This is a genomic window from Arsukibacterium sp. UBA3155, from assembly GCA_002364615.1.
Taxonomy (GTDB): Bacteria; Pseudomonadota; Gammaproteobacteria; order Enterobacterales; family Alteromonadaceae; genus Alishewanella.
Map to the genome: position 1 here is coordinate 26,725 of DEYP01000019.1, position 14,748 is coordinate 41,472.

The following is a 14,748-nucleotide window of genomic DNA, read 5'->3' on the forward strand; positions in this document are numbered from 1 at the left end:
AGAAACTATAACGCGGTTACTGCAACACTGAAATATCAGCGACTTGCAGAAACAGTTCTCGAAGCTGCTGCAGTAATGCCAGGCGATTAACACGCACGGCGTTATCATCGGCATTTACCATAACCTGGTCAAAAAAGGTGTCGATAACCTCACGCATACCGGCAAGATGCGCCAGGCTGTCGCTATAATTGTGCCCTTCGCTCTGAAAAGCTTGTTCAACCGTTATTGCCTCATATAGCGCTTTCTCTGCTGACTCCTGCAGTAAGTTAGTGCTTACTTCTGACGGAATAGTCTCGGTGACTTTAGCCAGAATATTGGCAACCCGCTTGTTCGCTGCTGCCAGCGCTGCTGCCGCTTCCAGCTTACTGAATGCAGCCACTGCACTTACCCGTCGGTGAAAATCACTTGGGCTGGTTGGCCGGCGTGCTAACACCGCCTGAATAACATCAACAGAGTAGCCTTCGTCCTGATACCAGGCACGGAAGCGGCCCAGCATAAAGTCTAGTACCTCATCAGCAACCTTGGTATTCGTTAACTTATTGCCAAAGGTTTGCTGGCTAAAGGCAATCAGTTCTACCAGATCCAGCGGTAACTGTTTCTCCACCATAATACGCAGCGCACCTATCGCCGCCCGGCGCAGAGCGAACGGGTCTTTATCGCCTTTTGGTATCTGGCCAATGCCGAAAATACCCACTAAGGTATCCAGCTTATCGGCAATCGCTACTGCAGCACCTTCCAACCGGCTTGGTAACTGATCACCGGCAAAGCGTGGCATATACTGCTCGTTTAGCGCCAGCGCTACCGCTTCGTCTTCACCATCAAGCCTTGCATAGTGCATACCCATAATGCCCTGCACTTCAGGGAATTCACCGACCATATTGGTCATTAAATCGGTTTTAGATAATAAACCTGCGCGTTTAGCCGCGGCCGCTTCCGCACCAATTTTTGCCGCAACAAAACCAGCAACAGAACTTATCCGCTCTGACTTTTCTGCCAGCGTGCCCAGCTGCTTCTGAAACAACACAGTCTTCAGACTGTCCAACCGCTCAATAAGCTTGGTTTTACGATCCGTTTTAAAGAAAAACTCAGCATCAGCCAACCGTGGCCGCACGACTTTTTCATTACCGCTGATTATCTGCGCTGGATCCTTACTTTCAATATTGGTGACGAAGATAAACTTATTGATTAACTTGCCCTGCTTATCCAGCAACGGGAAGTATTTCTGATTATCTTTCATTGTTGAAATTAACGGCTCGGCTGGTACCTGCAGGAAACTCTGCTCAAAGCTGCCCACCAGCACCACAGGCCACTCCACTAATGAAGCCACTTCTTCCAGCAAAGCATCATCCATCTGCGCTACAGCGCCCAAACTGTCAACTGTTGCTTTGACCTGCCTGGCAATAGTATCTTTACGTTCGTTGTAATCGGCTACTACATAGGCCTGCTTTAGCGTTGCTAAATAAGCATCGGCATTAGCAATCTCAACCAGAGCTGGCGCATGAAAACGATGACCATAGCTTTTATTACTGCTGTCACGCCCCAGAATGGTCGCGGGTACCACTTCGTTACCAAACAACATAATGATGGTATGCACCGGCCGGATAAATTCAGCATTGGAGTTGCCCCAACGCATAGGCCGGGCTATCGGTAACTTCGCCAGCGCCGTTTTAATCACATCTGCTAACAACGCAACAGTGCTCTGGCCTTTTTGTAATTGCTTATGCAATAACCAGGCACCTTTATCGGTTTCCAGTCGTTCGGCTTGCTCCACACTAATGCCACAACCTGCCGCCCAACCAGCAGCGGCCTTAGTTGGCTTACCGTCAGCATCAAATGCGGCGGCAATGGCTGGGCCACGCTTTTCTATTACTTTATCGCTCTGGCTTGCTGCCAGCCCATTTACCCGCACGGCTAAACGACGGGGCGCAGCGTACCAGACAATGTCGCCATGGCTTAACTCTTGTTTGGCCAGCTCTGCGCTAATATTATCAGCAAAGGCTGTCGCCAGTGTTTTAAGCGCCTTGGGTGGCAGCTCTTCAGTACCAATTTCTACCAGAAAATCCTGTGCGCTCATTTTGCCTCCTGCTGGTTTTGCGTGCCATTTTTACAAAGCGGAAAACCCAGTTTTTCGCGACTGGCAAAATAAGCTTCGGCACAGGCTTTGGCCAAGGTACGAACCCGCAGAATATAACGCTGCCGCTCAGTCACTGATATTGCATGTCGCGCATCCAGCATATTAAACGCATGGGAGGCTTTCATTACCTTTTCATAAGCGGGCAAGGCTAAGCCTTGTTCAATCAGGTAATGGCTTTCTTTTTCACATTGGTCAAACTGGGCAAACAACGCCGGTACATCAGCATGCTCAAAATTATAAGTAGATTGCTCTACTTCATTCTGGTGAAATACATCACCATAGCTTACCCGGCCTAACGGCCCGTCAGTCCAGACTAAGTCATAAATTGAGTCAACACCCTGAATGTACATGGCCAGACGCTCTAAACCATAGGTAATTTCCCCGGTTACCGGCCGGCATTCTAAGCCTCCTACCTGCTGGAAATAAGTAAACTGCGTCACTTCCATGCCGTTTAACCACACTTCCCAGCCCAGGCCCCAGGCGCCTAAGGTTGGTGACTCCCAGTTGTCTTCAACAAAACGAATATCATGCACCAGGGTATCAATACCTAACTCACGCAATGAGCCCAGGTACAGCTCCTGAATATTGTCTGGTGACGGCTTTAAAATCACCTGAAACTGGTAGTAATGCTGCAACCGGTTGGGGTTTTCACCATAACGGCCATCAGTTGGCCGCCGACATGGCTGCACATAAGCCACGTTGGTAGGCTCTGGCCCTAAGGAACGTAAAAACGTCATGGGGTGAAAGGTGCCGGCGCCCACTTCTAAATCCAGTGGCTGCACCAGAACGCAGCCCTGACGTGCCCAGTAATCTTGCAGGGCTAATATCAGGCCCTGAAAGGTTTTTATATCGTAATTATGCATGCGCTGCTAACTCGCTAAAATGACTGAGGGGCCGCAGCCCCTGTCTTGTTATCTGGTAAAAAAACTATACGTCTAAATTGGCAACGTACAACGCGTTCTCTTCAATAAAGGCCCGTCGCGGCTCAACATGGTCACCCATCAGGGTAGCAAACAGTTGGTCAGCGCCGACGGCATCTTCAATAGTAACCTGCAACATGCGCCGGTTTTGTGGGTCCATGGTGGTTTCCCACAGTTGATCCGGGTTCATCTCGCCCAGTCCTTTATAGCGCTGAATGTACAGGCCGCGCTTAGACTCCGCCATTAGCCAGTCGAGTGCTTCAACAAAGGTTTCAACGGCTTTTACTTTCTCACCGCGACGAATAAAACCACCTTCTTCAATCAGATCTCGAATTTCGTCACCCAGGGCAACAATATTCTGATAATCACGCGAGGTAATAAAATCGTAGTGCAGTGCATATTCGTTATCGATACCGTGTTGACGAATAATGATTTTAGGCTGGAATAAATGACGTTCCCGATCTTCAATCACGTCATACTTGTAGCTGGAACCATCACCTTCTTTATCATCCAGTCGTTTAGCCAGAGTTTTAACCCAGGCTTCCACTACGGTTTTATCTTTAACATTTTCCGGGCTTAAGCCTGTGACATAAATAAGCTCATTTAACAGGTTGTAAGGTATTTTCCGGCTTAAGCGGTTAATAATAGCAGTAACCTTGTGATACAAACGCACCAGTTTTTCCAGGTGCTCGCCACCGATACCCGGTGCGTCAGCGTTTACATGTAAGGTTGCTTCATCCAGCGCCAACGTCGTTAAGTGTTCAACTAACGAGGGTTCATCTTTAATATATTGTTCTTGCTTGCCTTTTTTCACTTTAAATAAGGGCGGCTGGGCAATATAAATATAACCACGCTCAATTAATTCAGGCATTTGCCGGTAGAAAAAGGTCAGTAATAAGGTGCGGATGTGCGAGCCGTCGACGTCGGCATCGGTCATTAATACGATACTGTGGTAACGGGTTTTATCAGGGTTATATTCTTCGCGGCCGATACCACAACCTAAGGCGGTTATTAAGGTTCCGACTTCCTGCGATGACAACATTTTGTCAAAGCGGGCTTTTTCAACGTTCAGAATTTTACCTTTCAGCGGTAATATTGCCTGATTTTTGCGGTTACGGCCCTGCTTGGCAGACCCACCCGCAGAGTCACCCTCTACGATGTACAGTTCTGAGAACGCCGGGTCTTTTTCCTGACAGTCTGCCAATTTTCCAGGCAAGCCAGCAATGTCTAAAGCGCCTTTGCGCCGGGTCATTTCCCGAGCTTTACGCGCTGCATCGCGGGCTCTGGCCGCATCAACAATTTTACCAACGATGATTTTGGCATCGCCTGGGTTTTCTAACAGGTATTCGTTTAACTTCTCGCCCATCACACCTTCAACGGCAGAGCGGACTTCGCTGGATACCAGCTTATCTTTGGTTTGCGAGCTGAATTTCGGGTCTGGTACTTTAACACTGACTACGGCCGTTAAACCTTCGCGGGCATCGTCACCTGACGCCTGCACTTTCATTTTTTTGGCGTAACCTTCGTGTTCAATATAGTTATTTAACACCCGGGTTAATGCCCCACGAAAACCGGCTAAGTGAGCTCCGCCATCGCGCTGTGGAATATTATTGGTAAAACAAAACACATTTTCCTGATAACTGTCGTTCCACTGCATGGCCACTTCTACTGAAATGCCATCTTCACGCTGATCAGAAAAATAAAACGCTTTAGGGTGAACGCTGGTTTTGCTGCGGTTTAAATACTGCACAAAGGCTTCAATACCACCTTCATATTTAAAGTGGTCTTTTTTGTCATTACGCTCGTCCGTCAGAATAATACTGACCCCAGAGTTAAGAAATGACAGTTCACGTAAACGTTTTGCCAGAATATCGTAGTGATAATCGATATCGCTAAATACGGTTGGGCTTGGCCAGAAGCGGATAGCGGTACCGGTATCGTCGGTTTCACCAATTACCCCCAAAGGTGCCTGGGGCACGCCTAAATGGTAAATCTGGTTATGTACCTGACCTTTCCGACGGATAGTCAGTTCTAATTTGTCGGACAACGCATTTACCACGGAAATACCCACGCCGTGCAAACCGCCTGACACCTTATAAGAGTTTTCGTCAAACTTACCACCGGCGTGCAGCACGGTCATAATAACTTCAGCAGCTGATACACCCTCTTCGTGCATTTCGGTAGGTACACCGCGGCCGTTATCGCGAACGGACACCGAGCCATCGCTGTGAATCGTTACCCAGATATCAGTGCAATAGCCAGCGAGCGTTTCATCGATTGAGTTATCGACTACCTCGAACACCATATGATGTAAGCCGGTGCCGTCGTCGGTGTCACCGATGTACATGCCTGGTCTTTTACGAACGGCATCCAGCCCTTTTAATACTTTAATACTTGAGGAATCGTAATTATGTTGTTCGGCCATCTTCGTCTGTCCGTGCTGTTATCTGACCGTGTTCCACGTGAAACATCTTGCTACGCTCGGCAGCAATATAAGGTGAAACCTGATCAGCATTAATTGCAGTAATAAATACCTGTGAATTAATCTGGGTTAAATACTCAAAAACAAGTTGGGTTGAACTGGCATCCAGTTCAGACGCCAAATCATCAATTAGTAACAGTGGCTGCTTATTACCACTATTACTGATTACATTGTTTTGGGCGATTTTAAGTGCAAATAATAACACTTTTAGTTGGCCACGGGATAATACTTCTTCCACTGGCAACTGAGCTTTTTTTAATTTTAAATCGGCTTTTTGTGGACCATACTGACTAAAGCCCTGCCGGCAATCTTGATCAAAACTGTGTTGCAGTAGATCCAATAACGCTTTTTCACTATCTATTCTTTCTGGCCAACCGCTTTGCAACTGCATGCTGACATCAGCTAACAAGGGATTCGCTGATACTAATTGTCGATACGCCTCACTTAACTGATCGATGTAATGCTGACGATGAGCGTGTAGCTGCCAGGCGAGGTTAGCGAACTGCTGATCCCAGTATGCGAATTCATCGTCGTAGCGACGACGCTGCTTTAATAAAGCATTGCGTTGTTTTAGCACCCGACTAAACTGCAACCATACCGGGAAGAAACCAGGTTCCACGTGGAACACACCCATATCAAAAAATTGCCGGCGCTCTTTCGGGCCGCCAAAGAACAGGCGAAAGCTATCAGGGGTAAGTAGCTGTACCGGCAATAAGCTGGCAAACTCCGCCAACCTTTGCACATTAGCACCATTGAGGCGCAGCAACAGTTCAGCCGAGCGGTTTCGTTGCAAACCCAAACTGTATTCTTGCTGATTATTACTGACCTTAGCGTGCAGGATAAACTGTTCGCTGTCGTCTTTAATCAGCCGTTGATGCGCCCGGCTACGAAATGACCGCCCATGTGCCAGGTAATAAATCGCCTCGAGCAAACTGGTTTTGCCGCTACCATTTTCACCATAAATAAGATTAAACTCAGGGTGGGCAGTAAAAGCCAGCGCCGCTATATTGCGAAACTGGCTAAGTTGCAACGACAGTAACGCCATTACTTATAATCGCATTGGCATAACAACGTAGCTGGCGCCTTCATTACCAACGCCCTCAATCATGGTGCTGGAGTTAGCATCATTTAAATGCAAAATGACCAGGTCGGTATTAAGGGTGTTAAGCACATCCAGCATATAGCCGACGTTAAACCCAATCTCCAGTGGATCCCCCTGATATTCAACCTCAATAACTTCTTCAGCTTGCTCATGCTCGGGGTTATTCGCCATGATTTGCAGTTCATCGTTACTTAAGGTAAAGCGCACGCCACGATATTTTTCGTTGGATAAAATAGACGCTCTGGTACAGGCGTCTTTAATTACCGGCCGATGCGCTGTAACTAACTTGGTGCTATTGCGTGGTAGTACCCGGCGATAGTCAGGGAACCGACCATCGATAAGCTTGCTGCTGAAGGTAAAGCCCTGATCGGATAAGCGGATATGATTCTGGCCCAGACTTAACTGGATAATCTGGTCGTCATTGGCCAGTAAGCGCATAATTTCCAGTACGCCCTTACGCGGGATAATAATTTGCTTTTGCTGCAAATTAACTCCAGGCAACGCCAGTTTACTTAGTGCCAGCCGATGACCATCCGTGCCTACTGCGGTCAGGCTACCGTTGTCGACTTCAAACAACAAGCCGTTTAAATAGTATCTTACGTCCTGGTTGGCCATTGAAAAGGCTGTGTCATCCAATAACTTACGCAATTGCTGACGGCTGATACTGATATCAACTTCGCCCTGCCAACTTTCCAGATTAGGGTATTCTGCCGCACTAAGCGTAGACAACGTAAACTTGGTTTTACCACAAGTTAAGATACAGCTCTCGGCTTGCAGTACTACTTTAATATCACTGTTTTCTGGCAAGCTGCGACAAATATCCAGCAACTTTTTAGCCGGCACGGTAACCCTGCCAACCTGCTGCACCTGCACCGCATCAGTAGTAGCCACTAGTTCAACTTCTAAATCGGTACCGGTCAGCGCTAGCTGTTGCTCACTTACTTCTATCAACACATTGGATAAAATAGGTAAGGTGTGGCGTCGTTCAATGGCGCCCGAGACCATTTGCAGTGGCTTGAGTAAGGCGTCTCTGTTGATCACAAATTGCATAGCTTAACCTTAGTTAGGATGTCCCTGTTAAAACCGGCTATGAAGATAACGTGCGAATGAGGTTTTGAAAATCCTCTTTAATTTCGTGGGTTTCTTCCTTTAAAGATTCAATCTTGCGACAGGCATGTAATACCGTGGTATGGTCGCGGCCACCAAAGGCATCGCCAATTTCTGGCAAGCTGTGGTTGGTTAATTCTTTTGATAATGCCATGGCCATTTGTCGCGGCCGCGCTACCGAGCGAGAGCGCCGTTTCGACAATAAATCGGCAACGCGGATTTTATAATACTCGGCCACTGTTTTCTGAATGTTTTCAATAGTAACCAGTTTATCTTGCAACGCCAGTAAATCTCGTAATGCTTCCCGCACGAAATCAATGGTAATAGGCCGGCCGGTGAAGTTAGCATTAGCAATAACCCGATTTAACGCCCCTTCTAATTCCCGCACGTTTGAACGCAATCGCTTTGCCACGAAAAAGGCAACTTCTTCCGGCAGGCGGATTTGGTTCTCCTGCGCCTTACGCATCAGAATTGCTACCCGGGTTTCCAACTCAGGAGGCTCTATGGCAATGGTCAGGCCCCAACCGAAGCGAGACTTTAAACGATCTTCCACGCCGTCAATTTCTTTGGGATAACGGTCGCTGGTTAAAATAATTTGCTGGTTGCCTTCAAGCAAGGCATTAAACGTATGAAAGAACTCTTCTTGTGACCGCTCTTTATTAGCAAAAAACTGAATGTCATCGATAAGTAGCGCATCTACCGAACGATAATAACGTTTAAACTCTTCTATGGCATTGTTTTGTAATGCTTTAACCATATCCTGAACAAAACGTTCAGAGTGCATATAAATGACTTTGGCATCAGGCTTTTTCGCAAGAATACCGTTACCGACCGCGTGTAATAAGTGGGTTTTACCCAGGCCGGTGCCGCCATAAATAAACAAGGGGTTATAAGCAGTACCCGGATTATCAGCAACCTGACTGGCTGCGGCACGTGCTAACTGATTCGATTTACCCTCAACAAAGTTAGTAAAGGTGTAATTTGCCCGGACGTTGCTGCGCACTATAGTCTTCGGAGCGGGCTCAGCGGCTTCCCGCGGTGCCGGTATCGAATTGTTAGCCGCCGGTTCTGCTTGAGGTAAGTGACTATTACCCGGGGGTCGCTTTGTTTGTTGCTGACTGTTACCGACATCAAACTTAAGTCGTGGTGCATCATCGCCACAATAATCCTGGATCAATTCAAGGATCCGGTTTAAATACTTCTCTCGTACCCAATCCAGTACAAAGCGGTTTGGCGCATACAGGATCAGAGAATCAGACGAACTGTCAGCTTGTAGCGGCCGGATCCACATACTGAAATGTTGGGCTGGCAGTTCAGATTGCAAAGCCTGTAAACAATTTTGCCAAACAGATTGATACACCGTCTCTCCTGAAGCCCTGATTAAAATGATAAGTTAGGGCTGGTATCCCTACGCAAGTCGGCCATTATCCTATGATCTTATCCACAAGTTCAATGTTGACTTTTCAAAAAAAACCCAGCGAGGTCTATAAATAACACAAGCCTTTGTATTAATACAATTTAAAAGCCTTATTCTATTTGATAATACTAATCATAATCGGCTGCTGTTTCTGGCTTAAAAAATAAATAACTCACATTTTATTCAGTAAGATCAGTGTGGCTGTGGAAAACTTATTAAGTTGGCGATATAAACAACGATCAGATCAGAATAAAAGCGAGGATCGCATTGACTTTCGGCACCGAACTACTTAAAATTCGCGCTCATTTTTGTCAGCTGCGTTTTGGTATATTTGCTAAAACACAGGTAATCTTAGTAAATATTTCGACCGGACGGATGAAATTATGAGTAAAAGAACGTTTCAACCAAGCGTATTAAAACGCAAGCGCAACCACGGTTTCCGTGCACGTATGGCCACTAAAAATGGTCGTCAGGTTTTAGCGCGTCGCCGTGCTAAGGGCCGTCAGCGTTTATCAGCGTAATCGGCTGTTAAGCGCTGCGTGGTCAGCCTGAACTTCGGCCGGGAGTTACGCCTGTTAGCTCCCAGTCAATTTGATAATGTATTCCAACACCCTTTTCGGGTTGCGTCTCCCCTGTTTACCATTCTTGCAAAACCAAATCAGCTTGCACATCCGCGATTAGGCCTTACTATCGCTAAAAAACGTGTTAAATTGGCCGTGCAACGCAATCGTATAAAACGATGTGTGCGTGACAGCTTTCGTTTGCATCAACACCAGCTGCCCGGCGTCGATCTGGTATTAATGGTAAAGGGTGATATCAGCAACACCCCGAATAGTGAACTTTTGCAACAACTGGAACGGCTATGGAGCAAAATCGCTCGCCAGTACATCGCTTTACAATCAAGCTGATGTTAATGCTGGTTCGTGGCTATCAGCGGGGAGTAAGCCCACTGCTAGGGCCACACTGTCGCTTCCATCCAACATGTTCACACTATGCCATTACTGCTATTGAACGCTTTGGCGCGGTAAAAGGTGCTTGGTTAGCAGGCAAACGCATATTAAAATGTCACCCCTTACATAAGGGCGGTGATGATCCCGTTCCTGATAAGCATAATGAGAAAAGCTAACCCATGGATTCACAACGCAGTTTTTTAGTAATTGCCCTGGCAATCGTCAGTTTTTTCCTCTGGCAGGAATGGCAAAAAGATTATGGCCCAAAACCCATCGCCACGCCTGCTGCTGTTGAACAGTCGCAGAATATAACGCCTGGTAGCAGCAACAACGGTGATATCAGACTTACCGGTGATGATGCCCCCAGTCAGGTTATTACCAATGCCGCGCCGACTGCGCAGAAAGTTAGCGTAGCGACTGATGTATTAAACGTTGAAATTGATACCAGTCGTGGTGACATTGTCGGTCTGACCTTACCGCAATTTCCGTTAACCAAAGGCAGCGAAGAACCTTATGTGCTGATGCGCAAATTGCCAGGCTTCGAGTACACCGCACAATCTGGCTTAATTGGTGCCGACGGTCCGGATGATCAAACCAACAGCAGACAGCCTTATCAGTTTGAGCAGCAGCAATATCAACTGTCTGAGAATAGCGATGAATTGGTCGTGCCACTCACCACCAACTTTAATGGCTTAAAAATTGAAAAACGCTTTATATTCAGTCGCGGCAAATATGATGTCCGGGTAGAGTATTTAATTGAAAACCAAAGTGATGTCAGCAAACGTTTTCAACCTTACCAGCATTTAGCTCAAAATATTGATAACGGTGAAAGCAGCAGCATGATGATGCCGATTTACCGTGGTGCAGCCTATGGCACCAGCGAAGAGCGTTATGAGAAATACGACTTCGACGATATGGCCAAAAAGAATCTGGCGTTAAACACTACTGGTGGCTGGGTAGCCATGCTCGAGCACTATTTCGTCGCGGCCTGGGTACCTGATCAGCAACAGCAAAACCGCTTGTACAGTATGGTATCAGGCAATAAAGGTGTTATTGGCAGCCGCAGCGATATTATCGAATTGCAACCTGGCCAGACTACTGTTATTGGCAGCGCCTTTTATGCCGGTCCGAAGCAGCAGGACAAATTAGCAGAGCTGGCCAATGGTCTGGACTTAACCGTTGACTATGGTTTCCTGTGGTTTATCTCTCAGCCATTGTTCTGGTTACTGACCACCATCCAAAGCTTTGTGATTAACTGGGGCCTGGCCATTATCCTGATCACCATTATGGTGAAAGGTGTGATGTACCCGCTAACCAAGATTCAATACGAATCTATGGCTAAGATGCGTAACTTAAAGCCTAAGATTGAAGAACTGCAAGCCCGTTACAAAGACGACCGCCAGAAAATGGGGCCGGCTATGATGGAGCTGTATCGCAAAGAAAAAGTAAACCCGATGGGTGGCTGTTTACCGATGCTGGTGCAGATGCCAATTTTCTTAGCCTTGTACTGGGTATTCGTCGAGAGCGTGGAGCTACGCCACGCGCCCTTTATGCTGTGGATCACGGATTTATCGACCAAAGATCCGTTCTATATCCTGCCAGTGCTGTTTGGTTTAAGTATGTTTGCCATGCAAAGATTGACGCCGATGCAGGTGACCGATCCGCTACAACAGAAAATTATGATGTGGATGCCGGTCGCTTTCTCTGTGTTCTTTATCTGGTTCCCAAGCGGCCTGGTGTTGTACTGGCTGGTCAGTAACCTGATTTCACTGGCGCAGATGCTGTATATCTACAAAGGCATGGAAAAGAAAGGCTTACATACCAAGAAGGCTTAGTCTAATTTAAGGCATGGGTAAGGTGTCGTTATGTAGCAGCGACAAGGATGTCGCGCAGGTTGAGACAGCCCCGTTGTTTCTAAAAGCAGCGAAGTGCTGTCGAAAGCGGCGAAATAACGATTTCCTTCCCCTGGCCAACATGCAAAAACCAAAATAGCCTGTCAGCATCAAGCGACAGGCTTTTTCCATTAAGAGAGCAACTATGTTTACTACTGACACCATCGCCGCATTAGCCACTGCCCCCGGCCGTGCCGGTGTGGGTATTATTCGTATTTCCGGCCCCGACACCAAAGCCGTAGCCAAAGCCATGCTGCACAAACTGCCTAAAGCACGCTATGCCGAGTATTTACCCTTCTTTGATAGTGATGCCGCTGTGCTGGATCAGGGCATCGCGCTGTACTTCCCAGGGCCCAATTCTTTTACCGGCGAAGACGTACTCGAGTTGCAAGGACATGGCGGGCCGGTGCTGCTTGATATGCTGTTAAAACAGGTATTGGCCCAGCCAAATGTGCGCATCGCACGGCCGGGTGAGTTTTCCGAGCGCGCCTTTTTAAATGATAAGCTCGATTTAGCCCAGGCTGAAGCGATAGCCGATTTAATTGACGCCAGCAGTGTGCAGGCAGCGCGCTCTGCCATGCAATCACTGCAGGGCGAATTCTCGCGCCGGATCCATGAACTGGTCGAAAAAGTCATTTACCTGCGAATGTATGTCGAAGCGGCAATTGACTTTCCGGATGAAGAAATCGACTTTCTATCCGATGGCAAAGTCGCTACCGATTTAGCGGAGATAATTGATTATCTTGCAACCGTAACTAAGCAAGCGGCGCAAGGCAGTATCCTGCGCGAAGGCATGAAAGTAGTAATAGCTGGCCGGCCTAATGCCGGTAAATCCAGCTTGTTAAATGCCCTGGCCGGCCGCGAAGCCGCTATTGTTACCGAAATTGCCGGCACCACCCGTGATGTATTGCGCGAGCATATTCATATTGATGGCATGCCGCTGCATATTATTGATACCGCAGGGTTGCGTGAGGCGACTGATCAGGTAGAACAAATTGGTATTGAACGCGCCTGGCAGGAAATTGCCCAGGCCGATCGGGTACTGTTTATGGTGGATGGCACTACAACAGAGGCTACCGATCCTCATGATATCTGGCCCGACTTTATTGACCGTCTGCCAGCGAGCTTAGGCGTTACCGTTATTCGTAATAAAGCGGATATTACCGGCGAAGTACTGATACCAGATGTAAAGCAGACCAGCAACAAGACTCCCGTTTACAGCATATCGGCGAAAACCGGTGCCGGTATCGATGCCCTGCGCGAGCATCTAAAACAATGTATTGGCTTTGATGCCAGTACCGAAGGCAGCTTTCTGGCCCGCCGTCGCCATTTAGATGCACTGGACCGCGCCGCCGAACATCTGACTATCGGTCAGGAACAACTGCACAGCTATATCGCCGGTGAAATTCTGGCGGAAGAACTGCGGTTAACCCAGCAACACTTAAATGAAATTACCGGTGAGTTTAGCTCGGACGATTTGCTGGGCAGAATTTTCAGCTCGTTCTGTATCGGTAAATAGCTAATAGCTGGCATCCAGCTGCTGCGCGGTTTTATCAGTAATGATGAGTGCGGCTATTATCACCGCACCCAAACCAACCATACCGGCCGCTAGCAGCAAACCTGTATCGTAGTAACCACTTACTTCTGCCAGATAACCAGTAATAGCAGGCGCAACAACCTGAGCACTGCCATAAGCTAAGGTCATCTTACCCATTAGTTTGGCTGGTTTACTGGGATATAAACGCCCTGCCATGGTAAGCACCAAACTGACTATGCCAATAAAAGTGGCACCAAATAACGCCGCACTACATAGCACCGCACTAAGCGAGTTTAACCAAAGCGGTAATATAATGGCCAGCATTTGCAACAGCAGCGCCAGCGCTATGGCTTTCAGGTAGCCGGTTTTACGGGCAACAATATCCCATAGCAGCACGGCCGGTGCCGCGGCTAAGCCCAGCACAATAAAACTCAGGTTGCCGCTGCCGGCCAGGCCAGGCATGCGCTCCACAATCGCCACAATAAAAGTAGCGCTAATCACATAGCCGTAGCCGGCACAAAAATAGCTGGCCAGCATCAGGCGCATAAAGCGTTTTGACGGTGGCGAATCGGCGGGCACCGTTTTGTGCTGCTTACTGATAAGTTCAGGCCGGGGCAACCATCGCCAGGCTGGAATGGCTAAGCCAACAGCGAGAGTGGCAAAGTAGTACCACTGTGCGCGCCAATCGAGCCCGAACGTTAGCAAAAACTCGACCAATAGCGCCGACATGGCGATACCTAAACCCAGGCCGGCAAAGTGGATACCCAACTCAGCGCGCTGCTGATGGCTGAGTAGCCAATGCATAATCAGGCCAGAAGCAATCAGCATTGAGCCGGCACTACTTAAGCCTGCCACAAAGCGCCAGCATGCCCACAGATAGACGTTTTGAGTTAATGCCATACACAAGGTGCTGATAACCGCCAGCAGCAAGCCAAGCCGGTACAGAGAATCCTTTAGCTGCAGATTATTCAGATTGGCGGCTAACAGCGCCCCCGCCATATAGCCCAAATAATTCGTGGCGGCCAGATAGCCGCCGGTGGCGTCATCCAGTTGGGTTTGCTGCTGCATAATAGGCAATAATGGCGTATAGGCAAAACGTGCTACGCCCAGGCATAGCAACTGACTGAAGAAGCCGGCTAAAAGCACATATAAGCGTTGTGATGACGGTAGCAGAATAACCTATCCATTACTTGCAAGCTGAACCAGA

General features: G+C 47.9%; 12 protein-coding genes. 5 read left to right on the top strand and 7 right to left on the bottom strand.

All coding sequences use genetic code 11. The features are described 5' to 3' along the window. Positions 1 to 16 precede the first annotated feature (16 nt). The 6 genes from glyS to dnaA form a co-directional block, all read right to left on the bottom strand. Positions 17 to 2,074, bottom strand: coding sequence for a glycine--tRNA ligase subunit beta (glyS, locus tag B2X65_RS08465; protein WP_290611939.1), 2,058 nt, complete (start codon positions 2,072 to 2,074; stop codon positions 17 to 19). Beyond that, complete coding sequence (gene glyQ, locus B2X65_RS08470; RefSeq protein ID WP_290611941.1) at positions 2,071 to 2,997, bottom strand: glycine--tRNA ligase subunit alpha; 927 nt, start codon at positions 2,995 to 2,997, stop codon at positions 2,071 to 2,073. Before glyQ ends, glyS begins: the two co-directional genes overlap by 4 nt. Positions 2,998 to 3,061: 64 nt before the next feature. Continuing rightward, positions 3,062 to 5,479, bottom strand: a complete 2,418-nt coding sequence (gyrB, locus tag B2X65_RS08475; protein WP_290611942.1) for a DNA topoisomerase (ATP-hydrolyzing) subunit B — start codon at positions 5,477 to 5,479, stop codon at positions 3,062 to 3,064. After that, positions 5,463 to 6,581: a DNA replication/repair protein RecF gene (gene recF / locus B2X65_RS08480; protein WP_290611944.1), complete on the bottom strand. Its 1,119-nt coding sequence runs from the start codon at positions 6,579 to 6,581 to the stop codon at positions 5,463 to 5,465. Before recF ends, gyrB begins: the two co-directional genes overlap by 17 nt. 3 nt (positions 6,582 to 6,584) lie before the next feature. After that, positions 6,585 to 7,688, bottom strand: a complete 1,104-nt coding sequence (gene dnaN / locus B2X65_RS08485) for a DNA polymerase III subunit beta (RefSeq protein ID WP_290611946.1) — start codon at positions 7,686 to 7,688, stop codon at positions 6,585 to 6,587. 37 nt (positions 7,689 to 7,725) lie between these two features. Beyond that, entirely contained in the window at positions 7,726 to 9,105 is a 1,380-nt protein-coding gene (dnaA, locus tag B2X65_RS08490; protein WP_290611948.1) for a chromosomal replication initiator protein DnaA, read from the bottom strand. Positions 9,106 to 9,545: 440 nt separating this feature from the next. Between dnaA and rpmH the strand changes: the two genes are divergently transcribed. From rpmH to mnmE, 5 genes are all read left to right on the top strand, one after another. Next, positions 9,546 to 9,683: a 50S ribosomal protein L34 gene (gene rpmH / locus B2X65_RS08495; protein ID WP_083923053.1), complete on the top strand. Its 138-nt coding sequence runs from the start codon at positions 9,546 to 9,548 to the stop codon at positions 9,681 to 9,683. Between the two features lie 18 nt (positions 9,684 to 9,701). Beyond that, on the top strand, positions 9,702 to 10,070 hold the full coding sequence (gene rnpA, locus B2X65_RS08500) for a ribonuclease P protein component (protein ID WP_290611952.1): 369 nt from the start codon (positions 9,702 to 9,704) through the stop codon (positions 10,068 to 10,070). After that, positions 10,025 to 10,288, top strand: coding sequence for a membrane protein insertion efficiency factor YidD (gene yidD / locus B2X65_RS08505; RefSeq protein ID WP_290611954.1), 264 nt, complete (start codon positions 10,025 to 10,027; stop codon positions 10,286 to 10,288). The genes rnpA and yidD overlap by 46 nt, the downstream gene beginning before the upstream one ends. A gap of 3 nt (positions 10,289 to 10,291) precedes the next feature. After that, a complete protein-coding gene (yidC, locus tag B2X65_RS08510) occupies positions 10,292 to 11,947 on the top strand; it encodes a membrane protein insertase YidC (RefSeq protein ID WP_290611955.1) in 1,656 nt (551 codons plus the stop codon). A 202-nt stretch (positions 11,948 to 12,149) separates the two neighbouring features. Beyond that, positions 12,150 to 13,523, top strand: coding sequence for a tRNA uridine-5-carboxymethylaminomethyl(34) synthesis GTPase MnmE (gene mnmE, locus B2X65_RS08515; RefSeq protein WP_290611957.1), 1,374 nt, complete (start codon positions 12,150 to 12,152; stop codon positions 13,521 to 13,523). Here mnmE and B2X65_RS08520 read toward each other — a convergent pair whose 3' ends face one another. Next, a complete protein-coding gene (locus B2X65_RS08520) occupies positions 13,524 to 14,687 on the bottom strand; it encodes a YbfB/YjiJ family MFS transporter (protein ID WP_290611958.1) in 1,164 nt (387 codons plus the stop codon). Positions 14,688 to 14,748 lie beyond the last annotated feature (61 nt).